This window comes from Metabacillus arenae, from assembly GCF_014773385.1.
In the GTDB taxonomy this organism is placed as follows: domain Bacteria; phylum Bacillota; class Bacilli; order Bacillales; family Bacillaceae; genus Metabacillus_D; species Metabacillus_D arenae.
The window spans coordinates 1-23,527 of sequence record NZ_JACXAI010000031.1; the positions used below are offsets into that span (position 1 = coordinate 1).

21 protein-coding genes and 3 pseudogenes are annotated in these 23,527 nt (G+C 35.7%); 8 read left to right on the forward strand and 16 right to left on the reverse strand.

Features of this window, described 5'->3' with window-relative positions:
* Positions 1–449: 449 nt before the first annotated feature.
* Entirely contained in the window at positions 450–1,472 is a 1,023-nt protein-coding gene (locus tag IC621_RS19555; protein ID WP_191160589.1) for a hypothetical protein, read from the reverse strand.
* Between the two features lie 132 nt (positions 1,473–1,604).
* On the opposite strand from IC621_RS19555, the gene IC621_RS19560 reads away from it, so the two are divergent.
* Positions 1,605–1,901, forward strand: coding sequence for a hypothetical protein (locus tag IC621_RS19560; protein ID WP_191160591.1), 297 nt, complete (start codon positions 1,605–1,607; stop codon positions 1,899–1,901).
* A 75-nt stretch (positions 1,902–1,976) separates the two neighbouring features.
* On the opposite strand, the pseudogene IC621_RS27245 reads toward IC621_RS19560, so the two are convergent.
* The 6 genes and pseudogenes from IC621_RS27245 to IC621_RS19590 form a co-directional block, all read right to left on the reverse strand.
* Positions 1,977–2,087 (reverse strand): annotated as a pseudogene (locus IC621_RS27245) (hypothetical protein); the annotation flags it as partial.
* 410 nt (positions 2,088–2,497) lie between these two features.
* A complete protein-coding gene (locus IC621_RS19570) occupies positions 2,498–2,926 on the reverse strand; it encodes a hypothetical protein (RefSeq protein ID WP_191160595.1) in 429 nt (142 codons plus the stop codon).
* 54 nt (positions 2,927–2,980) lie between these two features.
* Complete coding sequence (gucD, locus tag IC621_RS19575; protein ID WP_191160597.1) at positions 2,981–4,447, reverse strand: alpha-ketoglutaric semialdehyde dehydrogenase GucD; 1,467 nt, start codon at positions 4,445–4,447, stop codon at positions 2,981–2,983.
* Between the two features lie 193 nt (positions 4,448–4,640).
* A complete protein-coding gene (locus IC621_RS19580; RefSeq protein ID WP_191160599.1) occupies positions 4,641–5,666 on the reverse strand; it encodes a TRAP transporter substrate-binding protein in 1,026 nt (341 codons plus the stop codon).
* A 51-nt stretch (positions 5,667–5,717) separates the two neighbouring features.
* A complete protein-coding gene (locus IC621_RS19585; protein WP_191160601.1) occupies positions 5,718–7,001 on the reverse strand; it encodes a TRAP transporter large permease in 1,284 nt (427 codons plus the stop codon).
* Entirely contained in the window at positions 6,998–7,534 is a 537-nt protein-coding gene (locus tag IC621_RS19590) for a TRAP transporter small permease (RefSeq protein WP_191160603.1), read from the reverse strand. Before IC621_RS19590 ends, IC621_RS19585 begins: the two co-directional genes overlap by 4 nt.
* Before the next feature lie 366 nt (positions 7,535–7,900).
* Here IC621_RS19590 and IC621_RS19595 point away from each other — a divergent pair, with 366 nt between their 5' ends.
* From IC621_RS19595 to IC621_RS19625, 7 genes are all read left to right on the forward strand, one after another.
* Positions 7,901–8,854: a phosphoglycerate dehydrogenase gene (locus tag IC621_RS19595; RefSeq protein ID WP_191160605.1), complete on the forward strand. Its 954-nt coding sequence runs from the start codon at positions 7,901–7,903 to the stop codon at positions 8,852–8,854.
* 200 nt (positions 8,855–9,054) lie between these two features.
* On the forward strand, positions 9,055–9,948 hold the full coding sequence (locus IC621_RS19600; RefSeq protein ID WP_191160607.1) for a dihydrodipicolinate synthase family protein: 894 nt from the start codon (positions 9,055–9,057) through the stop codon (positions 9,946–9,948).
* 45 nt (positions 9,949–9,993) lie between these two features.
* Positions 9,994–10,986: a dihydroxyacetone kinase subunit DhaK gene (locus tag IC621_RS19605; protein WP_191160609.1), complete on the forward strand. Its 993-nt coding sequence runs from the start codon at positions 9,994–9,996 to the stop codon at positions 10,984–10,986.
* A 23-nt stretch (positions 10,987–11,009) separates the two neighbouring features.
* Positions 11,010–11,621, forward strand: a complete 612-nt coding sequence (locus IC621_RS19610; protein WP_191160611.1) for a dihydroxyacetone kinase subunit L — start codon at positions 11,010–11,012, stop codon at positions 11,619–11,621.
* A 193-nt stretch (positions 11,622–11,814) separates the two neighbouring features.
* The gene (locus IC621_RS19615) at positions 11,815–12,546 is read left to right on the forward strand and encodes a FadR/GntR family transcriptional regulator (RefSeq protein ID WP_191160613.1); all 732 of its coding nucleotides are present in this window, start codon (positions 11,815–11,817) and stop codon (positions 12,544–12,546) included.
* 571 nt (positions 12,547–13,117) lie between these two features.
* Positions 13,118–13,291, forward strand: coding sequence for an aspartyl-phosphate phosphatase Spo0E family protein (locus tag IC621_RS19620; RefSeq protein WP_224752672.1), 174 nt, complete (start codon positions 13,118–13,120; stop codon positions 13,289–13,291).
* Positions 13,292–13,560: 269 nt separating this feature from the next.
* Positions 13,561–13,833 carry an HU family DNA-binding protein gene (locus IC621_RS19625; RefSeq protein ID WP_191160617.1) on the forward strand — a complete coding sequence of 91 codons (273 nt, stop codon included), beginning with the start codon at positions 13,561–13,563 and terminating at the stop codon, positions 13,831–13,833.
* Positions 13,834–15,061: 1,228 nt separating this feature from the next.
* On the opposite strand, the gene IC621_RS19630 is transcribed toward IC621_RS19625, so the two are convergent.
* From IC621_RS19630 to IC621_RS19670, 9 genes and pseudogenes are all read right to left on the reverse strand, one after another.
* Positions 15,062–15,490, reverse strand: a complete 429-nt coding sequence (locus tag IC621_RS19630) for a PaaI family thioesterase (protein ID WP_224752663.1) — start codon at positions 15,488–15,490, stop codon at positions 15,062–15,064.
* Positions 15,490–16,662, reverse strand: coding sequence for an MFS transporter (locus tag IC621_RS19635; RefSeq protein WP_191160621.1), 1,173 nt, complete (start codon positions 16,660–16,662; stop codon positions 15,490–15,492). Before IC621_RS19635 ends, IC621_RS19630 begins: the two co-directional genes overlap by 1 nt.
* Positions 16,663–16,774: 112 nt before the next feature.
* Positions 16,775–17,533: an SDR family oxidoreductase gene (locus IC621_RS19640; protein ID WP_191160623.1), complete on the reverse strand. Its 759-nt coding sequence runs from the start codon at positions 17,531–17,533 to the stop codon at positions 16,775–16,777.
* A gap of 376 nt (positions 17,534–17,909) precedes the next feature.
* Complete coding sequence (locus tag IC621_RS19645; RefSeq protein WP_224752665.1) at positions 17,910–18,308, reverse strand: MarR family winged helix-turn-helix transcriptional regulator; 399 nt, start codon at positions 18,306–18,308, stop codon at positions 17,910–17,912.
* Between the two features lie 178 nt (positions 18,309–18,486).
* Positions 18,487–19,749 (reverse strand): glutamate-5-semialdehyde dehydrogenase, encoded by a 1,263-nt coding sequence (locus IC621_RS19650; RefSeq protein ID WP_191160627.1) that lies wholly within the window; start codon positions 19,747–19,749, stop codon positions 18,487–18,489.
* 54 nt (positions 19,750–19,803) lie between these two features.
* Positions 19,804–20,738 (reverse strand): annotated as a pseudogene (locus IC621_RS19655) (FAD-dependent oxidoreductase).
* 213 nt (positions 20,739–20,951) lie between these two features.
* A pseudogene (locus tag IC621_RS19660) lies at positions 20,952–21,071 on the reverse strand (SDR family NAD(P)-dependent oxidoreductase); the annotation flags it as partial.
* A gap of 299 nt (positions 21,072–21,370) precedes the next feature.
* Positions 21,371–22,426 carry an Mrp/NBP35 family ATP-binding protein gene (locus IC621_RS19665; protein WP_191160631.1) on the reverse strand — a complete coding sequence of 352 codons (1,056 nt, stop codon included), beginning with the start codon at positions 22,424–22,426 and terminating at the stop codon, positions 21,371–21,373.
* Positions 22,427–22,471: 45 nt separating this feature from the next.
* Positions 22,472–23,464, reverse strand: coding sequence for an NAD(P)/FAD-dependent oxidoreductase (locus IC621_RS19670; protein WP_191160633.1), 993 nt, complete (start codon positions 23,462–23,464; stop codon positions 22,472–22,474).
* Between the last annotated feature and the right edge of the window lie 63 nt (positions 23,465–23,527).

Below are 23,527 nucleotides of genomic sequence, written 5' to 3' on the forward strand. Positions count from 1 at the left end.
TTCACCTCACACTTCAAGTATGGACACATATAGAGAGGGCTAAAAGCTTATACCGTCTAAAGACGGTGGAGTTGGACCACGCATTTGTAAATTAAATTTATTTGAGGGTGTTTTAGCATTTAAATAACTGTATTTTCAAAAATATCTTTGTTGTTTCTGTTTATATTTTATATAACGTTTCTCACCAAAATAATTCCATATCATCACAATACCAAAAAAAACTAAGAATAAATTACCCTTTAAATACCATCCACCTAATCCAATAGCTATTAAAAGTAAAGATGTAAAAAAAAACGTACCTTTTGTTTTTTTTAGATATTTTTTTACGTTCTTCATCCCAATCTTGATTTGGAATCAAAGACATTATAGAAATACTTCCATACCACCAAGTGCTAAATAGATATGCACCGATTAATAAAAGAATATAACTAATCATAATAGCCCCCTAATTATTTCTTCCCAACAGGTAAAATAACCCAAGTAGAACCAACTTCCTCTGCTAGTCCTTCAGCTTCTACTACTTTCTCATTAAAGAAATCAATTGAGTCTAAATATGTAGCGTACTCACTATCATAATCGCGCATAAGTGATTCATAATCTTGAAGTAATGAATTGTAGTTATCAATTGTATCTAAATAATCTTGATATTCTTCTTCTGGTAATCCGTCTGGATAGTCAGATTCATATGAATCAATAATACTCTCGATTTCCTCCATTTCTGATTCAATACCTGAAATTTCATTTTCAAGATCAACAAGATAATCCTCTTGTTCTTGTATTACAGATTCTTCCTCAAGTAGTTCTTCTTCTAATAAATCGAGTTCAGCAATTTCCTCCTTCTTAAAAACATTCTGAACACCTATTAACCCTCCATTAACTGCACCATAAAATACTATTATTGCCAGGATGGAGATGATAGATAACCCTATTTTCTTTATATTAAAACCAGCATTGGGTGTTAATTTTTTATTTAGTTGTGGGATGGTTTGAGTAATAAAAAATCCAACTGTATATTCTCCGACTTTATTAGCAAATTGTTCTGTAAATTGATAAGGGTCTTTCTTCTTTTCATATTCATTCATAATAGACAAACAAATATAATGTCCAAACATTTTCTTTGTAAATTCTAACATCTGTTCATCATTATAATTAACTACGTTATTTCCCTTTTCAGCATCTTCCATCCAATCTTTTAAGTGTATGTATCTATGTTTATTAACCTCTGATTCTTCTAAAAAATCTCTTTCGACAGCCTTTAAAACTTTTTTATCAATCGAACTCATACCTAAAGCAGTATATAAGCCAAGAGTTTTAATAACCTTATTAAGTTCTGAAGACATATCAGGACCAAAAAGCCACATTATCTCTTCTGGGTGAGATTCTTTTAAGCTATCAAGTAAGAATAAAGGGATCATATCAATAGAATGATTATAATTACTTATTCTTTTCTTAGTGTTATTAAATAAATTCAAACAAACCCCTCCGTCGAACGAACTATAAAATTAGTTAAATTTGACTATATTTTACCATGAATTACCCTTGAATAATAAAGCAATACTTTACAAACAGTATAATTATAATTCAATAAAAAAGGAGATAAATTTATGAATCTAAAAAAGATCGTCCTTGGTTCTCTTTCTACTTTTTTTCACTTGGCTTACTGTTTGAATGCGGAACCCAACAAGATGAACAAGAACCAGATCCAACAGAAGAACCCTCAGAAGAGAACGATGATGCAACACCAGGTGAAAATGGAAACGGAAATGAAAATGGAGAAGAAAATGAAATGCAAGAAGAACAAAAAGACCAATAACGATATGAGAAAGCTTTGCCCTAATAAATATTGGCAAAGCTTTTATATCGTTAGTAATAATCAATTAAAGTCTAAATATGACTTTTAGGTATATCCTCAATAACAATCTAGTACTCTCCAACTTGTTCAAAAGAAGAGTAAAGATCAGGAATTTTAACACAGTTTATAAAGCCCCTTCTTTTAAATCTTTATAGATGTCTAAGAAGTCATCAGTTAAACTTCCCCGAACAGGTTCTTCAAATGTGTATGGTTCGAACAATTCCCAATAAGAATCGTTTTTTTCAAGCTATCCTTGTTCTGGATAAGCGCCCATTAATGGAATAACTTAAATAGGGTCTTATTCAAAAAAATACTTATGCTTCTTAAGCTAAAGCACCCGTTAGTTTAATAATTAACTATTAGAATTCAAACAATTCCCTTTTTTCTTCTTTTGATAGTCCTGTAAAGAACTTTTTATGTACCCTCAGTTCTTTCTCTTTTCTAGGGAATGTTTTTTCCAACCAAGTCACCGCCATTGGAGTATGAAAAATCGATTCAAATGCTAAGATGAACGATTTCTGGGATATGTAATTAGGAGTTTTTTATTATTGAGTGATCGTATAATTTTATACAACGGAGAGGGGTACAGTCCCGAAAATGCGGATTTACAACGTTAAGCAATTGTGAGCAGAAAAAATGACAAATTTAACAACGATAAGAGTTTTGAGATAAGTCATATGGAACACTATTAAGCCTTATTTTCCGCATTATTGAGTTCATCTCAATAGGGTCTACGCTATTGAGATGAACTAAAAATATTGATATATAAGGACCCCTATCCTTTATCGTTGTAAATCCGCATAATCCTGACGTGACCCCTAATTCTTTTAGTAGATCTTCTGTTGTAGAATGATTAATTAATTTAGATTTAATGATCTCTTGTAGCTCTGTTTGCTGATCGTGAGTTAATTCAATTAGATTATTGTTACCATCTTTTTCAAGAATTTTAATTTTTGATGAATAATCCCTTAACTCTTGATCCATTGTAAAATTAAATCCAGTTTGTAAATAAACCATAAGTAACCCAACAAGTGATAACATTGCAGTTGGCAAAAAGGCGTACATTTTGGACATAATGTACGTCTTTTTGGACTGGTTAAGTGACGCTACCCCTATCCCTATAAAAACTTACCCTTTTACAAAAACTGTTTTTATGGACGTAAAGAATTCAATCGCGGCTTGCCCCTGTTCGCGGGAGTGAGAGCTTGATTGTTTCATGCCGCCGAATGGGGCTTGTAGTTCTACGCCTGCACTTTCTGCATTAATGCGTACAAGACCAGCCTCCATTTCTCTAATAAAAGATAGCACGATTGCAATATTTGTTGTAAATATTGAGGCGCTTAATCCGAACTGAGAATCGTTGGCAACGTCGAGTGCTTCTTCGATTGTATTTACTTTAATAAGTACTAGTACAGGACCAAAGATTTCTTCTTGAGCGATTGCCATGTCAGGAGCGACATTTTCGAATATTGTCGGCTGAACATAAAAGCCGTTTTCTAATTCTTCATCTTCAACCCTATTACCGCCATATAAAAGTGTTGCACCTTCCGCTTTTCCTTTTTCAACGTATGAAAGAACTGTATTTAATTGACTTTCACTGGCACATGGCCCCATCCATGTTTCCGCTCGTAAGCCATCGCCAACCCTTATTTTTTTTACTTCGGCAAGTAATTTATCTTTAAATGTATCATATACACTGCTTTGAACGATAACGCGGCTTGTTGCTGTACACTTTTGACCTGTTGAACGAAGCCCACCGCTTATTGTTGCTTCTACAGCTAAATCAAGGTCAGCATCTTCGACAACTATGACCGGATTTTTGCCGCCCATTTCTAATTGATATTTTGCCCCGCGTGCTAATGCACCTTTACCTACTTGCTTTCCAACTTGATCAGATCCTGTAAATGTAATTCCGTTAATATCTTGATGGTCAATGATTCCTTGGCCGATAACTGAGCCCGATCCGGTTACCATGTTGATAACACCAGCTGGAAAACCTGCCTTTTCAAAGCACTCGATAACCTTTGCTGCTGTAACAACTGCTTCACTAGCCGGTTTTAATATAACCGTATTTCCGTAAATAAGAGCAGGGGCCATTTTCCAAATTGGAATCGCTACTGGGAAATTCCAAGGTGTAATGACACCAACCACTCCTAAAGCTGTGCGGGTTGTAAACATAAGACCTTCGCTGTCAGTGGAAGGAATCACATCTCCTACTTTTCTCATACCTTCACCAGCGTAGTAACGTAGAATTGCAACACCGCGTGCTGTTTCTCCTTTTGCTTCCGGTAAAGGTTTCCCCATTTCTCTTGTCATTGTTTCTGCAATCTCATTAAGATTTGCTTCAAGTATATTTGCTACTTTATAAAGAAAATCGCCTCTAGCTGCACCGGATAAATTCCGCCAAGCAACTTGGGCTGTTTTTGCAGCAGCAACAGCTTGATTCAAGTCTTCCTTAGTCGACTTTTGTACATAGCCTATAATTTCATTTTTGTTTGCAGGGTTAATGCTTTCAATATATTCATCGTTTGAACTTTCAGTCCATGCTCCGTTAATAAAGTTTTTGTAAACTAACATATCAGTTTTTATAGTCATGATTAACTACTCATCTCCATTTATTTTTTTATTTCTATTCTCTATTGTCTGACAACATACAATAATTTGTGTCTACTATAAACTCTGGATTTTATTTGTAAATATTAAACAACAAATAAAAAGAATTAAAGAGCTATTTTTGGTATCATATACCTTAAAATAGCTCTTGTTTAATTTTAGAAAACTACGAAACTTAATTTTTGGCAGCTTCAACTACCTTATCAATAATATCAGCTCCTACTTTTTCTTTAGCTTGGTCATATATAGGTTGTACCGTTTCAATAATTTCTTCACGTGCTTCTTGAGTCAAGTCTGTAACAACCACGCCTTCTTCTATAAGCGCTTGAAGTGCAGAGTCATTTTGTTCGCCACTAATCTGTCTTTGATATGTCGTTGCCTCACTAGAAGCATCTTTAATGATTTGTTTTTCTTCTTTAGATAAGCTATCCCAAAACTTTTTACTAAAAATAGTAGCATTGACATTATAAACGTGACCTGTGTTGGTTAAGTATTTTTGCACTTCATATATTTTTGTAAATTGAATGTTTGTGTATGGGTTTTCTTGACCATCAACAACTCCTTGCTCCAAAGCTGTAAATAGCTCTGTAAATGGAACTGATTGCGGAGATGCACCAAGGGTTTTCCAAATTTGCATATGCATTTCATTTTCCTGTGTTCTAATTTTAATGTCTTTTATATCCGCAATGTTTTTCACTTCATGTTTATTGTTAGTCATATGTCTAAATCCATTTTCCCAATAATCAAGCCCGATTAGACCAAGACTCTCTAAATCACCTAGAACGTCTTTACCGACTGGACCATCGAGTACACGGAATGCAGTTTCTCTATCCTTAAATAAGAATGGAAGTTCAAAAATATCAAATCTCTTGGAAACCGATGCTAAAGGGGCTGTCGCAATAGCGCCTCCATCAATCGTTCCCGCTCGCATAGCATCTACAGTTGCAAGGTCCCCCCCAAGAACTCCGTCTGTAAAAACTTCCACTTGGATAGTCCCTCCACTTTTTTCCTTTACCAGTTCAGCAAATTTAAAGGCTCCTTGAGACATCGGATGATCTTTTGGGGACGCCAAGGCAAATTTCATTTTTCTAGTTTGATTCTGAGTTGATGAACCTGTCTGTGTATTTGAAGATTGATTACCAGAACAAGCTGCTAACCCCAAAAGCATGATTACCAAGAATAAACATATAAACTTTTTCAAATCAATCCTCTCCTTTTTTAATAATTAAAATTAAGCTTTTTTAGTTTCTACCTAATCTGTCATCCACTCTACCGGAATTGTTACAATCTGTGGAAATAGAATTAGTAACAATAAAACTATTATTTGAACTAAAAAAAATGGCATTAAGCCTTTCGTTATATCCTCCATGTTGATTTTTCCTATCCCGCAAGCTACATTCAAAACTGACCCTACAGGTGGTGTAATCAATCCAATGCTGATATTAATAACAAAAAGCAATCCAAAATAAACAGGATCAATTCCAGCTGCAGTAACAACAGGCATTAACACAGGTGTAAGAATGAGAACCGTAGGTAATAGATCCATTGCTGTACCAACCAATAGAACTAGTATGTTGATTACTATTAATAGTAACAATTTATTTTCTACTAACGGCCCAATTAAGTCAGTAATAGTACCGGGAATATTAGCCAAGGCAATCAACCACGCGGCAACAAGTGAACCGGAAGCTAAAAACATCACAATACTCGTTGTTCTGGCAGAATTCTTTAGAAGTTCATATAGGTTTTTTATTTCTAATTCGCGGTAAACGAAAACACCTACAAATAACGCATAAAATGCTGCTACTGCTCCTCCCTCAGTCGGAGTAAACACCCCAAAACGCAGCCCGCAAATAAGAATGACGGGTAGAAGTAAAGCCCATATAGCCTGTTTAGTAGCTGATAAAACTTCTTTTTTTGTTCTCTTTGGTAAAACCTCTATATTTGTATCCTTTCTAGTAATTAACCACCATGCAATAGCAAGACCACCAGCCATCATAATACCCGGTACAATACCAGCCATAAACAACTGAGTAATGGAGACTCCACTAGTAACTCCAAATATAATCATTGGGATACTTGGAGGTATTATACAGGCTATTATTCCACTAGATGGAACAAGAGCAATTGCTCGTTTTTTATCATAACCTGCTTTAATCATCATAGGGATCAAAATGGCGCCTAAAGCTGCAGTATCAGCTACTGCTGATCCAGATAGCCCGGCAAATAGAACACTCGCAATAATGGTAACGTAGCCTAACCCGCCTCGGACGTGTCCCACAAGAGTCATTGCAAAAGTGACTATTCTCTTAGAGATTCCACCTGCGTTCATTAATTCGCCTGCAAGTATAAAAAATGGTATTGCCATTAATGAAAAGTCGTTAGCTGCTTGAATAACATTTTGAGCTATTATCTGGGTACTAAATATATCTAGATAGAACATTAAACAAATACCGCTCAATAGTAGGGCAAAAGCTATAGGCATTCCCAGTGCCATTCCCGAAAATAACGCACCTAAAAATATAACTAAAGTCACTTTACTACCACCTCATCTCCAGTAGGACTATTATTACTTAAATTTTGGTTATCCTTCTTTTTAGGAATATCAATTTTAATAAAAGTCTTAAACAAGTTAGATATTAGTATAATAGCCATACCTATACTTGTAAGAATTCCAATACCAAATATAAAAGCCATAGAAATACCTGTTGCTGGGGCAAGAGTAGTTATATTCTGTATCGTCATTTTTACACTACCATCAAAAAGAATATAAAGGATATAGAGCATTATCAGTATACTGAAACCGTTTACAATTTTACGGATCATAGATGGGAGCCTTCTTAAAACTGTGTCCACACTTAAATGCTCATTGTTTTTCAAAGCGATTATTGCCCCCAAAAAAGACAATAGAATAAATAAAAAACGTGATACTTCTTCTGACCAAGTAATACCTGAATTAAACACGTAACGTAAAATAACATTCCCTATGACAAGACAAAACATCATAGCTAAAGATCCTGCCATTGCCATATTTACAAAACCAGTAAAAAATATTGATATTTTTTTCATATTGTCCCTCCCACAAGATTTGGTCCCCCTTTTATTTTCATATTATCACACCACTTAAAAACGTTGTCATTTTCACCCAGAAAATAAAAATACAAATTTTACCATCCAATTAATTTAATAATGGGAATAGTTATTACTTTCAGTTGTACTTTTTGTATGTTGTCTGACAACGAATAAGGTATAAAAAAACTATAACTCTCTGAAATGTTAAATGTCAATATTTTCTGTAAATTAATTAAATTTATTATTTTCATTTAAATCAGATTTTTCAAAAATATTTGACAAATTTTTATAGGTAGAATAAAATCAAATTGTATGTTGTCTGACATCAAATCTTAAAACTTTAAATTAAGGAGGAATTTTATCTTGAAAAAAGCACTATTAACCTTATCTAGTACGTTTTATTATGCATATCCTGAACTAGAAGAAAGAATTAAAGGTTTAGGGATTGATTTGAATTCTATTGTATCTGATGAACCTTTATCTAAAGAAAGAGTTATAGAAGAAGTAAAAGATGTTGAAATTTACATTGTTGGTGTTGAATCAATCGATAAAGATGTTATAGATGCTGCTAAAAACCTTAAATATATTATTAAGCAAGGTGCTGGTGTAGATAATATTGATATTGCATACGCTTTATCAAAGGGTATCCAAGTGACTAATGCACCTGCTCAAAATGCTACATCTGTAGCTGACTTAGCTTTAGGATTAACTTTAGCTGTAGCACGTCATATCCCAGAGTCAAACCAAGTGATTAAAAGTGGTGGTTGGAAATTAATAATGGGAAATGACCTAGAAGGTAAAAGTTTGGGAATTATTGGATTTGGGGCAATAGGCAGAAAAATTGCTCAAAGGGCTAATGGATTTGATATGAAAATTTATGCATATGATCCTTTTCAAGACAAAGAGGCTGCTAAGAAATTAAATGTGACCTATTTGAGTCTTGATGAACTTTATAGAATTTCTGATTTTGTGATAATTAGCACTTCTTTGAATAAAGATACTTACGGTCTAGTGGATATGAATAGTTTTAAATCAATGAAAGATACCGCTTATCTGATCAATACAGCTAGAGGTGAAATCGTAAATGAAAGCGATTTAATAGAAGCTCTAAAAAATAATGAAATTGCAGGTGCTGCTCTTGACGTATATCACTCAGAACCACCAAATGTAGAAATAATAAAATTCCCGAATGTAATAACTACTTCTCATATAGGTGGTTCAACTTATGAAGCTGCTAAAAAAATTGGAGACATAACTGTAAGTAATTTATATAAATACCTAAAAAGTGAAACCCAAGATTTTATATTGCAAGTTTAAATTAGCTTATTTTCTCGATAGCGTAGGTAATGTTTCGTAAAGTACAGTATTTATTTTTGTAAAACAAAAATATTCAGAATTTTTCAAAAAACAAATTGACAGCGTTTTATTTGTAGCCTATACTAAACTCATTACCCGCTGTCAGACAACAGACATCAACAAATCTAAACCAAATTATTTTTAAAAGGAGAGAATAATCTATGAAAAAATTAAGAGGTGTAATCCCACCAGCAGTAACTACATTTAATAGCGATGAAACTATTAATGAGGAATTATTTAGAGATCACCTACGATTCCTTCTACAAAGCAACATTGGTGGAATCAGTATTGGCGGTAGTACAGGAGAAGGACATGCACTTTCTGCTAGTGAATTAAAACAATTACTTCAAATTGGAAAAGAAGAAATAAAAGATCGTGTGCCGTTAGTTGCTGGAATTATACGTGATTCTACAAAAGACGCTTTAGAGTATGCAAAAGGTGCAGAGGAAGCAGGCGCTGATTATTTAATGATTACTCCTATTCACTATTTTGGCCCTAATGACGAAGCGCATTTTGCATTCTTTAAAACAATTAGCGACTCAGTAAATCTACCTATTATTATTTACAACGTAGTTCCTACATCAGTAATAACTCCAGATTGCATGAAGCGTCTGTCCACAATTGACAATGTAGTTGGTATTAAACAAAGTGGTGGAGATATTCATGCATTAAATAAAATGATTTTAACTTTACCTGAAGACCAAACTGTTTGGAGTGCTGTTGATGAACTGTTGTATCCGACATATGCACTTGGAGCAGCTGGTTGTATAGCCGCATTACCAACAGTTCTTCCTGAATTATGTGTGGAGCAATGGGAAGCATGTGAAAGAGGCGACTTTGAACGAGCAAAGGAAATTCACTTCCAAATGGCACCTGTTTGGTATGCAATGGATAAAAAGAATATGCCAGCTAGAACCAAGGAATGTCTGAATCAACGTGGATTTAATGTTGGTATTCCACGGAGTCCTTTACATCCTCTCGACGATGAAAGTAAAAAAGAAATTACCCAAGCATTAATCAAAGCTAAGGTTATTTCAGCAGAGGTAATAATTTAATCTATAAAAAAGAAACACTAAAAAGATAAAGAAAGGAGGTAATATATGAAGAAAATAATCAATGATCCTATGAATTTTGTTAAAGAATCATTAGAGGGTATTATCTATGCTTATCCAGATTTCTTAAAATTTTCAAGTGACAAAAAAGGGATTATGAGAACGGAACCTCCAGCTAAAGGAAAGGTAACAATTGTAACAGGAGGGGGGGCAGGTCATTTACCTGTCTTTCTAGGTTATGTCGGAAGAGGTCTAGCTGATGGGGCCGCGGTTGGAAATGTTTTCACCTCTCCTAGTGCAGATGCAATCGTTAATGTGGCTAAGGAAGTCCATGGAGATGGCGGAATTTTATTTTTATATGGCCACTATTTTGGAGACACAATGAATTTCGATCTTGCTGCAGAAATATTAGAGGAAGAAGAAGATTTACCGGTCAAAACTGTTCGTGTATCAGATGATATTGCATCCGCCCCACGTGACACTTGGGAGAAAAGGCGCGGTGTTGCTGGCATATTTTTCGCTTATAAAATAGCTGGTGCATGTGCTGACAAGTTATTACCTTTAGAGAAAGTGAAAGGTATAACAGAAAAAGCAGTTGCTAATATTGCAACAATGGGAGTGGCAATATCATCTTGCACAATTCCTGAGTCTGGAAAACCAACCTTTGAAATTGCTGACGATGAAATGGAAGTAGGTATGGGAATTCATGGTGAGCCCGGTATAAGACGAACAAAGCTAAAAACCGCTGATGAAATCACAAGTGAAATCATAGATTATCTAATTGAAGATTTAAAAATTAAATCCGGAGATGAAGTTAGTTTACTTGTAAATGGCTCAGGTACAACTCCTCCAGAAGAATTGTACATTGTAAACCGAGCAGCTCACCTATTACTGTCTAGCAAAAATATAAAAATCTATAAAACCTTTGTAGGTGAATATGCGACTTCTTTAGATATGGGCGGGATTTCATTATCTATTTTAAAATTAGATAATGAATTAAAGGAATATTTAGATGCCCCCTATTATTCTCCATTTCTATAATGATTGGAGGCTATAAAAAAATTATGCTAAACTATAAAGAATTCAGTTTTATTTTCAATGAATTTGCAACAGAAAATAAAACTAAACTTAATGAATTAGATGGAGCCCAAGGAGACGGAGATTTAGGGATGACTATCCTTTATACTTCACAAGCTTTGTTAAAAAGTGCAGATAGCTCTGATAACTTGCAACAATGGCTTGAAGTTGGAGGAAAAACAGTCAGAAGAGAAGCACCCTCAACGATGGGAATCTTACTAGCTTCTTCTTTAATCGCGGTTAGTAAAACACTTAACGAAGGACAAACTAGTTTAAGTCCAAATGAGTGGGTACAAGTTCAACAAACTATGATTAATGAAATCAAAAAAAGAGGCGGGGCTCAACTAGGTGATAAAACACTATTGGATGCTTTTATTCCAGCTGTTGAAACGTTTTCTATCTCCATTAATAATGGAGATAGTATAGAAGAAGCAATTAAAAATGCATCCCAAGCTGCTAAGCACGCGGCAGATAAAACAGCTGAATTAACATCAAAAATAGGAAGATCTAGTTGGATTCAAGAACGCTCTCAAGGAAATATCGATGGTGGTGCTTGGGCATGTTATAAAGTGTATGAGCTTTTAGCCAAATCCATTTAATTTTTTGAAAAATGCCACCTAAGAAGGCGAAGAAATATTAATTCCTTCGCCTCTTTGTCTTAAAGTAAATTAACGATTAAAATAAAGTTAAGACATTTTAGATTCTAAAATAAGCAACACCAAACCACACTTAAATAAAAAATGAGTATTTAGAAACTTACAATTTTAATTAAGAAAGGAGGGAAAAATTAATATGAGTACTAAGTTTAATCGTTTATCAAGAACTCCATTGACCGAAGAAATTATAGAACTCATTAAAGAGCGAATTACCTCTGGAGAAATTCCTATTGGGGAACGCCTTCCAACAGAACATCAATTGGTTAATGATTTAGGGGTTAGCCGTTCTAGCATTCGAGAGGTATTAATTACTCTTCAAGCTGAAGGTTTCATTACAATCAAAAGAGGAAAAGGTGCCTATGTTATCAATAAAGAAGAATTTGATAAGAATAAATTTATTGAATGGCTTGAAAAAAGCGAGTATGAAATGCAAGAGTTACTTGAAATAAGAATGGCAATCGAACCTTTTATTACCTATTTAGCAGCACAAAAAGCGAAAGAAGAAGATATTAGAGAATTAGAACGGATTAATGATGAATTAGAACAATTACTTCATAGTAAAACAGTTAAAGAAATCGTTGAAAAAGATGAAGAGTTTCATGAAACAATTCTTAAAATGGCAAAAAATCAGGGTCTGGAATTTATCTACAAAAATTTCATCCCAAGATTACATGAATATCGAACAAAAATCTTCGTGTTTCATACTTCACCTCAATATGGTTCAAATCCTCCTTTTATTGCATACCATAAACGAATATTAAACGCGATAAAAAATAGGGATCCAGAAAATGCACAAAAAGAAATGTTACAACATGTTATCGAATCTCAAAATGATATTATGATTCTATCTAAGAAGATTCAAACTTAATTTTTTAAATGACTCTATATAATAGGTTTTCACTTTTACAAAAAGTAAAAACCTATTTTTTTGAATCAAAAATTAAGCATAGAATAATTGAAACAATAATATAAGCAAGTATTAAAACCATTCATTTTACAATCTTATATACACTTGACTTGCTCTTACTTGAAAGGCTTAATCACGGTTCAGCTTGTGCTTGTAAAGGTGATACAGAAATCCAACCATTTCCTTTTGTAGGAGATGCAATGGAAAGAAGTAATGTCATGAGACACGATATGAAGCCAAAAGCTGACATCGTGGGAAGTGGCAATGGGGTCACTGGTACGCTCCTATCATCTACTTGATCCCCTGGCTGTAGGGTAGAAGATAATAACTTCCCTGCTTCTTTTCCCAATTGTCAATAAAACTGGTTCTGGTGCAAGAACTTCAAAGAAATTACAAGTAATCTCTAAATCTTGGATATACAACCGGTATTTACGTTCGTTAAAGTTGAAAAAACATTTTACGAACGCCCTCTAACTTCCACAAATAGAAATTAGTTACCTAAAAAGGAGTATTCAATATGTGCGAAATAAAAATGTATAGTGAGTTAGAATTAAATATAAAGAACCTAAGAAAATCACTTATAGAAACTGGTATTAAGAAAGGTCTAAATCATCAGGAAACACTTAAATATAGTGAAAAGCTAGACAAGTTGATTCTTAAGCAATCCCTAATAAATAACTTCAGGACTTATCAAGACTCCCGTTGAAGATTCTAGACAACTACATAACTGTGTCAGGGAAGTACTCGCTACTTTTTGGCTTAACCACACGCACAATGCTATTAAATCTTTAGCTTGACATTTAACTCTCCATTGGCTCCAAGCCCAAAAAAGGACTGCCAGAGAGCCAGTCTCAGCATTCACTCCATAATAAAAGGAATTTTGCTTCCTTTTATCGAATCTTATCAAGTGTCAGGTGTGTAGAGGATATATTATGTTGTTGTTTCTACATAATCTTAAAAAAGAGGTGTTTGAATATGAATAAAACTGAATTGGTGAATGCTGTAGCTGAGAAAGCTGAGATAAGCAAAAAAGATACTACAAAAGTTGTGGATGTGTTGTTTGAAACCATCTCTAATACGCTTGCTAATGAAGAGAAAATCCAGTTAATCGGTTTTGGAACATTTGAAGTGCGTGAACGTACAGCTCGCACAGGTCGTAATCCACAAACTGGAGAAGAAATACAGATTGCTGCTTCTAAAGTTCCTGCTTTTAAACCAGGCAAAGAATTAAAAGAAGCTGTTAAATAAAGAGATGAAGAATTCCCAAAGTCACTTTTAGTTGTTCCTTCAGGATAATTGGCATAAAAAGTATCGGTTAACTTTATTCCAATATCCACGTCACTGTTTAACCTTACATTTGTATTGTTATGATAAGAGCCTTGTGGGATAAATTTAATCGTAAACTTAGAGAGATCTTGTGAGTTTCCTATTGCTTTCTTTATCATTCTAAGTGCATTTTCACACTTTTCTTCTTCCGAATTACTTGCAGGTTTTGACCACTGTTCCAATGTGTATTCTAAACTTGTTCCTGTCCCTAGCATTGATAATCCCCCAAACATATATATTTATATGTTTATTATAAAGGCGTTTTCTAAATTGTTACAATTTATTACAATATTTCAATATATATTTTGTTCAAGAAAGGAATATTGATAGTCCAAAAGTTAAAACTTTTAGACTACCAAAAGACCACCAAAAAACACCCTATTTTTCAGGTGTGTTATTTTCTTGTTATAGGGGTAAGGAAACGATTCGAGGAATGAAGGGCCACTATGGAAAACAAAACCAAAAATCAAGAATTTGATGTTTAATGTCAATAGAGTTGTTCCAGAAAAGGGCGCTTTTGTTTAATATCCAAAATTATTAAAAGCTGAAAATATGCAATTTTTCATTCATTTCATGCATATTTTCAGCTTCTTTATATTCAAAAAACATACTTCCAAAAACGCCATTTTTTGAATGCCAAATACACCAAATTGGAGAGTCTTTCTTATTATGTGTAAGATCAATGTCCGCTAATGCTTATTGCGTGATTTTGTTCTATTGCTACACAGACCCCGAATATTATATACAAACCTAGTTAACATAATTCTAATTATATGAAGTACGTAACAACCCCCTTGGCTACTTAAGGGGGTTATGTAGATCCAATGATAAGTAGAACACGATTACGATAAGTCTATGTGTTGCTTTGAAAAAAAGTTTGATCAAATGTTTTAAGTTTGGTTTTTATAAAAAAGTTTAATCATTTTCTAACTATGATCTTCCGTAATCGCGCTTGGTTGCTGAAGATCACTATTATACTAACGCACCCGTTTAAGTGCAATTTTCTACAATCTTGAAACTGTTTGTAACTAATTAAGTATAGAAAGGGCTCACTTGCCCATAAAAGAAACCCCCGATGCACCATAGACTATTATTATCACTCTGCGTTGAATTGCAAACCAATACGTGATTAAAATTAACGATAGTTTAACTATCTATTTATTGCCTTTTCTCCGTTTAGTGTCATACAAGTTGAACTGGCTTTCGCTACCAATGACTCATTCTCATCAAAAATTGTGCATTCGATAAGGCCAATGGAACTTCCCTTTTTCACTACAATGGCATTAGCTGTTAAGGTCGTTTTCCATACGGGTTTCAAATAGTTAATTTTCAACTCGATCGTTGTAAACGTTTCTCTTTCATCTAACAATGTAGCGTAAGCCACTCCCATTGCTGCATCTGCCAAATCACATAGAATACCACCATGTACGGTTCCCATCGGATTAAAATGCATTTCCTTTGTCTTTAATGTGAATACGGACTTTCCATTCTTAACTTCTACTAAATCAAACCCAATTAACTTTGCAACAGGTGGGACTGAAATTTCCTTGTTCGCATTTAGTTTATTCGTATTCTCCATCATCCATTCCCCTTTACGTTGTTTGTGTTTTTTGTTTCCAATACAACTTTCTCCTTTTCTCTTACAAAACAAGTGAGTATAAGGGCAGTAAAAAATATGAATATGGCAAAGACATATGCCTCTCGCCCCCCCCCTAAATGCTCAATAATTAATCCTGCAAGAAAGGGTCCTACTAATTGACCAGTTGCAAAAGAAATGGTTATGAAGCCCAAAACGGCTGGTACTAGATAAGGAAGAGAGCGTTCTACTGCCATCGCTTGGACAAGAACCATGAGACCTCCAATGGAAAAACCAAATAAAATTGCAGAAGCTATAAAACTTATTATGTGATCATTGACGACTGGAATAATACCTCCCATGACACACAAAGCCAAAGCAACGAGTAAAGATTTTTTTCTTCCTACTTTATCTGAAACGATTCCCCAAATTGGACCTCCAAGAATTGTAAATAAGCCAGAAATTGAAAATAAACTACCGGCCACTCTTTCGCTGATCCCAGAGTGTATCATAAATGATGTTTGGAAAAGGATTGGGATAAGATAAGCCGATCCAATTAAAAAGTAAATAATACCTACCCTAAGGATTTTTCGGTTTTTGTAAGCATGAGCGACTCCTTGATTCCTATCATCTTTGTTAGTCGCACTCTTTCCTGGTTCTTTCAATACGATCCATGAGAGTAGTGTGAATAAAATAGAGGTAATAGAAAAAATTAGCCAAATAGCCCTCCATTCCCATACCGGAAAATACCTAATCAAATAGGTGGTTATGAGACCACTAAGAAGCATTCCTGAACCCACCCCACTTAATAAGACACCGAGTACTAATCCCTTTTTCTCTTGGAATTGGATGACTAGTAAAGACATTATGGGGGAAAAGGCTAAAGCACTTCCTGCCCCGCAAAAAAACATAATAAGCATGTATAGACAAAAGGAGTTCGAGAATGAAAGAAAAAGGAAGCTAACTGTGACGAGAAAGCCACCTGCCATAATGACTTGTTTCATTCCAAACTTGAGTGCTAATAACCCAGCTAAGGGGGATATTGCAAGAAAGCCAAGCGAGATCGTTGTTGCTAATAATCCTGCCTGTGTGTAGTTCATATTTAAGTCTGCTTGCATAAAAGGCATTAACACTCCATAAGCAAATCTTGCGAAGCCAGTTGTCGAAATAACCAATAAGAAACCCGCAATAAGTTGTGACCACATAGACCATTTTTTATGTGCTGGAATATAAATCCCCCCTGAATAAACAGAACCTCGTCCATATCCGTACCAATGTTCCGTATAGTTAACTCTTGGTTTTGCTAAACTGATTTAACATAAACTGAGGCGCAACACGACTCATGAACTTAAGCGCACTGCTCTGGCCCGGCAGGATCTCAAATCGATCCTTTTCCAAACCCTTGATTGTGTACCTAACCATCTTATTGGCATCCATTGGTTTCATGGCTTTGATCTCGTCAGCATCAAAAACTTCAACTAAAGGGGTCTGAATAGCTGGAGGCGCCAATTCAAACACTTTAATATTAGTATTTTTTAGCTGGATTCGCAGTGATTGTGTAAATGAATGAATACCAGCTTTCGTCGCACTATATACCGGCATTGCCGGATAAGGAACAAATGCAAGTGCGGATGAGACATTCATAATCGCAGCGGATTTCTTCGTCTTTAAGTGCGATAAGAATTGGTTCACCATGCGGATCGAACCACTGAGGTTAATTTCAATCTCGCTACTGAAATCCACTAAATCAACCTCTTTGGTATGAAAGTTCAATTTATACATAACCCCAGCATTATTGATCAGAACATTCAGTTCTGGAAATTGACTGATTACTTTTTCATAAAGGTCAGATATGGCCTTTGGATCGCTTACATCACTCTGAAATGTGTGAACGTTTGGCAGTTTCTTTTTGGCTAAGTCCAGTTTGGACTGATCCCGCCCGGTAATAATTACGGTGTTCCCAAGCTGAAGGAGCTGAGCAGCAAGTTCGAATCCAATCCCGGATGTTCCACCCGTTATAAGAATTGTGTTGGAATCCATTTTCATAAAAATCAATCCTTCTCTATAAATGATTTATATAGTGGCTTTACTTGCTTTATTGTGCAACAAGATTCTCAGTGGTGGATTACGCAGAGGATTCGTAGTAACGCACAACTGTGGGATGTTTGTTGATTTTTAGACACTTTCATCCATCCTTTCATATTAAGTGTATATACACCTTTTTACAAAAAAAAATTATGCTATTCGCATTTTTGAGTGGAGGATTGAAAGACTATCAAAACCGAAAGGGCATGATTTATAAGCCAAGAGGCCAATTGGCAAGGAAAACTAGCTTTGCCTACAAGGCTATCATGCCCGCAACTCCATATAAAATCTCTTAAAACCCATCTTAATCTCACTCTAAACTGCGATGAACCAAACATTAATCTTGCCTGTTCAGCTTAACGATATCAGACAATTGACCAAGTAAACCTTTATAACGGTCATCACCCATATAGTCTCGAATACGGATTTGCGCCTGTTCCCATAACGGCAGCGCACGCTTAAGAAGGTCCCGGCCGTCAGGTGTCAGAGCAATAAATCGTTTTCTGCGATCCTCTCCTTCCGTGATCGACACCCAGCCTTGTCTCTCAAGCGGCTTAAGATCCCGTGCCAATGTGGTCCGATCCATCAGAAGAATTTCGGAGAGAGATGTAATGGTGACAGACCCGGCCTGTTCAAGTGCCATCAACAATGACAACTGTGTAGACCGAAGCCCGACTGGTCTTAAATATTCATCATATAAACTGGTAATGAACCGGGACGCCTTTCTTAAATTCAAGCTAGCGCACTCTGCTGCATAATCGGTCGTCCCTGAAAAATCTGAAGTTGAATTTTGTTTTCTCATAATTACGAGTATATACACTTATTGTATCGATGTCAATCTTTACATTTGGCCTTTATTTATTTTTTATCGTCTATGCATGATTTAAAGAAATTTTAAATAACATTGTGACTAATTAAAGTCGAATTTGTCCGTCTCCATTGACATAATATTTTGTCGTCGTTAAAGCTGGTAACCCCATTGGTCCTCTTACATGTAGCTTTTGTGTTGAAATGCCAATTTCTGCACCATATCCAAATTCAAAGCCATCTGTAAAGCGTGTTGAGGCATTATGATAGACAACTGCTGCATCAATACCATTTAAGAATTGTTCAACATTCTTTGACGTTTCCGACACAATACACTCGGAATGTTTTGTACCATATTGATTAATATGAGCAATGGCTTCTTCAACACTATTTACAGTTTTCACACTGATGATTAAATCTGAAAATTCTTTTGCATAATGTTCCTTTGTTGCTTTGAAGGCTGTCGGAAATACTTTACAAACTTTTTCATCTCCATAAATTTTAACTCCAGCAATTGATACCGTTTCAAGTAGTTCTTTCCCATAATTATTAAAGAATTCATCATGGATTAATAAACTTTCAATCGCATTACATACTGATGGACGATGAGTTTTAGCATTTAGTACGATTGGTCTTACAATATCGTATTTTGCGGTTGCATCAACAAAAACATGGCAGTTACCAGCCCCTGTTTCAATAACAGGCACACTTGCTTCACGTACCACTAAATCAATTAAATCTTTGCCTCCCCGAGGAATTAAAAGGTCCAAATATTCTGTTAAGTTAAATAATGTTTTAGCAGTTTCGCGTGACGTATCCTCAATTAGAAGTACCGCATTTTGAGGGAATTGTACACGTTTCAATGCTTGATGTATAGACGTAACTAAAGCCATATTGGAGTGTTTTGCTGAACTAGAGCCACGCAGTAGAACTGTATTTCCTGTTTTTAATGACAGCGTAGCTGCATCAATGGTCACATTCGGACGGGCTTCATAAATCATACCAAGGACACCTAGTGGCACACGTCGCTTACTAATAATCAGTCCATTATCTTTATTTATACGGTCCAATTCTTCTCCAATTGGATCGGGCAAATCAATTACTAAATGAATTGCATCACTCATGGCTTTAACCCGTTCTGGATTCAGCATAAGACGATCGATTATGGACTCAGATAACCCTAATTTATGACCATATTCAATGTCTTTTGCATTTTCTTTTAGTATAAACGCTTGATCTATTAGTAATTGCTCTGCAATTGCTAATAGTGCTGTATTTTTTTCTTCAGTTGTTTTATTTTGCATTTCTAAACTTGCTTCTTTTGCAAGCTTTGCTTTATAAATGACTTCATTTTCAATAGCTGTACTCATTGATTTTACCTCCTATACATTTGAATTGATTGGTTCGGTACATAATCCAATAAATTATTTAATGATATGAATTGGGGTTCCAAGTGCAACTTCGGCAGCTTCCATTGTCATTTCTCCTAGTGTTGGATGGGCATGGATTGTCATAGCGATGTCTTCGGCAGTCATTCCTGCTTCAACAGCCAAACCTAACTCCGAAATGATATCTGATGCATTTGCTCCGGCAACTTGCGCTCCGATAACAAGTCCATCTTCTTGACGAGTTACAAGCTTAACGAACCCATCTGTGCTGTCAAGTGGCAAGGCACGTCCATTTCCCGCATATGGGAATTTCGTAGCTACTACTTCAATACCTTCATCTTTTGCTTGTTGTTCAGTATAACCTACAGTTGCAAGCTCAGGGTCTGAAAATACGACTGCTGGAATGCCTATATAATCAATTTCAGATAGATGTCCGGCAATCGCTTCAGCAGCAATTTTTGCTTCATAGAATGCCTTATGTGCTAATTGTGGACCTGGAACAACATCACCGATTGCATAAATATTAGGAACATTCGTACGGCATTGCTTATCGATTTCAATAAGTCCACGGTCCGTCATTTTTACGCCTGCTTGTTCAAGACCTATTTCATCCGTATTCGGGCGGCGTCCGACCATTACTTTATTTCCTTTTAATAGTCCTTCGACTCCGCCAGTTAACTTTTTCACTACACTAGCTTTCCACTCTTGTACTTTGAAAAATCAACCTTTACATTCTCTGCTCTAATTCCATATGCATCCGAATGCTTAGCTGTTTCATAGCGGTGACCTGCGGAAATTAATACCTTTGAAGGAATACAGCCGACATTACAACATACACCGCCCAAATATTCCTTTTCTACAATTGTTACTTTTTGTCCCAGCTGGGCAGCACGAATTGCTGCTACATAACCCCCAGGACCTGCACCGATGACTATAGTATCTGTTTCAATTGGGAAATCTCCGATAACCATTTACTTACGCCTCCATTAACAATAGTTTTGGGTCGTTTAATAATTTCTTAATATGATTCATTGCATTCTGCTCTGTAGCTAGGAGCTTCCTTAATTTTCTTAAACACTAAAACGGCATTATGTCCACCGAACCTAAAACCATTTGAAATAGCATAGTTCACTTCTGCTTGAATACTATGGTTAGGTACATAATCAAGATCGGATTCTTTATCCGGACTGATCTCGCCCGGTAATAAATACGGTGTTCCCAAGCTGAAGGAGCTGAGTAGCAAGCTCGAATCCAATCCCGGCTGTTCCACCCGTTATGAGAATTGTGTTGGAATCTATTTTCATAAAAATCAATCCTTTCTATATAAATGATTTATATAGTCACAGCAGTAGAGCAGGCGCCGACTCTTTGCCGCCGTTTGCTTTTTTTAACAAGAACCAAGCCGCCGACGAACATATTTTCGCTGGCAAGCTTGCATAGGTACAGCATTTTTTCAAACAGAGCTCTTGCGGATCTTATTTGCAAAGGACAGCAAACAGGTGAATTTCCATGCCAAATTCCACTGCCGAATTTACCATTAAGCATTGAGCATTTGCACAACATTATAAAGTGTATGCTATGGGTCAGATCCTTTGATTTTGAGTTACCCTCTTGTTTTTTCAATCACTCGTTTTGAAATTTGCTCGTAAATCTTCCCAATTGGGTGATCCACACTGTAGATTGAAGGTGCAAAATCTTCTTCATTTACTTCAGGCTGCCCTAGGGGGATTTGTCCAAGCAAATCAGTTTTTAATTCCTCGGTCAGTCGCTCTCCTCCACCTTTTCCAAATACATATTCCTTCTCACCAGTCACACCACTTTCAAAATAAGCCATATTTTCAACAACACCTAGGATTTCGTGATGTGTTTTTATCGCCATTGTACCGGCACGTGCTGCTACAAAGGCAGCTGTTGCATGCGGCGTTGTGACTAGGATTTCTTTTGAGTGTGGGAGCATTGTATGAAGATCTAGTGCAACATCTCCTGTTCCCGGTGGCAAATCAAGAACTAAGTAATCCAATTCTCCCCATTCTACTTTCGTAAAGAATTGATTTAACATTTTGCCAAGCATCGGCCCTCTCCAAATAACAGGGGCATTATCTTCAACAAAGATACCCATTGAAATTACCTTGATGCCGAAACGCTCGACTGGGTAAATTCGATCATCAATTACTTTCGGTCTTTCTTCAATTCCCATCATATTGGGTACACTAAATCCATAAATATCAGCATCAATGATTCCGACATTTTTCCCTAAACGGGCAAGAGATGTCGCAAGGTTAACAGAAACAGTAGATTTACCTACCCCGCCTTTTCCACTCGTTACAGCGATGAAGGTTGTTTTGCTATTAGGAGCAAGAATCTGCGGCCCGTTAAAAGCAGGCTCATTTATGCCACCAAGTTTTTGAAGCTCCTCGTTCTTTAATTCCTCAAAGCGAAGACCTACTGAAGTTGCGCCTTCTCCTTTTATCACATTTACTATTTCTTGCTGCACTTCCATTTGCTCAGGTGTTCCCGTTTGTGCTAGTGCAATTTTCAAACTAACATTTCCTTCTTTTACTTTTAGCTCACGAAGGCCACCAGTATCAATAATGTTTTTATTTAAGTCACGATCCTTTACTCGTTTTAATGCCTCGATAACTATTGCTTCTGTTATCACTACGGACACCTCCCTTTTTCCAAATATTTTATTTGATATCTATCTCTAACTAAATAAAGAAGTACTATGTGACGGTTGAAGTTTCGCCTTAGGATCAATATAGGCTTTGGCATTATTTACTGCAGTAGGACCTTCGCCAAAACCTGATGCAATTAATTTAACCTTCCCGTCATACGTACAAATATCTCCAGCTGCATAAATGCCTGCAATATTTGTTTCTTGCTTAGAATTAACTACAATTGCATTTTTCTCAATTTCCAATCCCCATTCTTTAATTGGTCCGAGAGAGGAGACAAAGCCGAAATTAACAATTAAATCATCAACGTCAACTACTTGTTTATGTTTAGTCTTAGCATGTTCTAAAACGATTTGTTTGATATGATCTGCCCCTACCAACTCTACAGGGATATAGGGTGTTTTCACTTCAATTGAAGAATTCATCAATTGCTCTACGCTATGTTCATGCGAGCGAAATTTATCTCTTCTGTGTATCAATGTTACTTTTTCAGCGATTGGTTCTAACATTAAAGCCCAATCAACAGCAGAATCGCCACCACCTAGAAACCCTACTTTCCTACCCTTAAATTGGTCCATATTGTTCACAAAATAATGAATATTGCTATTTTCAAAACGTACTGCATCCTCTAGTTCCAGTTTACGAGGCTGGAAAGCTCCATTTCCTGCTGTAATAATAACTGATTTTGAATAATGAACATCACAGTTTGTCGATATCTTAAATGTATCATCTACTTGCTTTTCAATCTGTTCAACTGCTTCTTCAAGGCAAATTGTCGGTTCAAATACCTTCATTTGCTCTTTTAAATTTTCAACTAATTCCTGAGCTCGTATTTTTGAAAAACCAGCTATATCATAAATGAATTTTTCTGGATAAAGAGCCGACAACTGTCCCCCTAGTTGAGGGAGGCTCTCTAAAATTTTCACCTTCGCTTGCCTCATTCCTCCATAAAAAGCTGTAAACAAGCCAACTGGTCCACCACCAATTATGGTTATATCATAAATCTTCTTTTCTTCTATCATGATCATCATCCTTAGTTAGAATAAACATAAAGTTCTAGAGTTATTTCTTTCGTTTTTTGTTTT

Coding starts and splice junctions, on each gene's coding strand:
- IC621_RS19560 (WP_191160591.1), top strand. CDS start 1,605: ATGAATCTAAAAAAGATCGTCCTTGGTTCTCTTTCTACTTTTTTTCAC.
- IC621_RS19570 (WP_191160595.1), bottom strand. CDS start 2,926: ATGTCCAAAATGTACGCCTTTTTGCCAACTGCAATGTTATCACTTGTT.
- gucD (WP_191160597.1), bottom strand. CDS start 4,447: ATGACTATAAAAACTGATATGTTAGTTTACAAAAACTTTATTAACGGA.
- IC621_RS19590 (WP_191160603.1), bottom strand. CDS start 7,534: ATGAAAAAAATATCAATATTTTTTACTGGTTTTGTAAATATGGCAATG.
- IC621_RS19600 (WP_191160607.1), top strand. CDS start 9,055: ATGAAAAAATTAAGAGGTGTAATCCCACCAGCAGTAACTACATTTAAT.
- IC621_RS19605 (WP_191160609.1), top strand. CDS start 9,994: ATGAAGAAAATAATCAATGATCCTATGAATTTTGTTAAAGAATCATTA.
- IC621_RS19610 (WP_191160611.1), top strand. CDS start 11,010: ATGCTAAACTATAAAGAATTCAGTTTTATTTTCAATGAATTTGCAACA.
- IC621_RS19615 (WP_191160613.1), top strand. CDS start 11,815: ATGAGTACTAAGTTTAATCGTTTATCAAGAACTCCATTGACCGAAGAA.
- IC621_RS19620 (WP_224752672.1), top strand. CDS start 13,118: ATGTATAGTGAGTTAGAATTAAATATAAAGAACCTAAGAAAATCACTT.
- IC621_RS19625 (WP_191160617.1), top strand. CDS start 13,561: ATGAATAAAACTGAATTGGTGAATGCTGTAGCTGAGAAAGCTGAGATA.
- IC621_RS19630 (WP_224752663.1), bottom strand. CDS start 15,490: ATGGAGAATACGAATAAACTAAATGCGAACAAGGAAATTTCAGTCCCA.
- IC621_RS19640 (WP_191160623.1), bottom strand. CDS start 17,533: ATGAAAATGGATTCCAACACAATTCTTATAACGGGTGGAACATCCGGG.
- IC621_RS19650 (WP_191160627.1), bottom strand. CDS start 19,749: ATGAGTACAGCTATTGAAAATGAAGTCATTTATAAAGCAAAGCTTGCA.
- IC621_RS19670 (WP_191160633.1), bottom strand. CDS start 23,464: ATGATAGAAGAAAAGAAGATTTATGATATAACCATAATTGGTGGTGGA.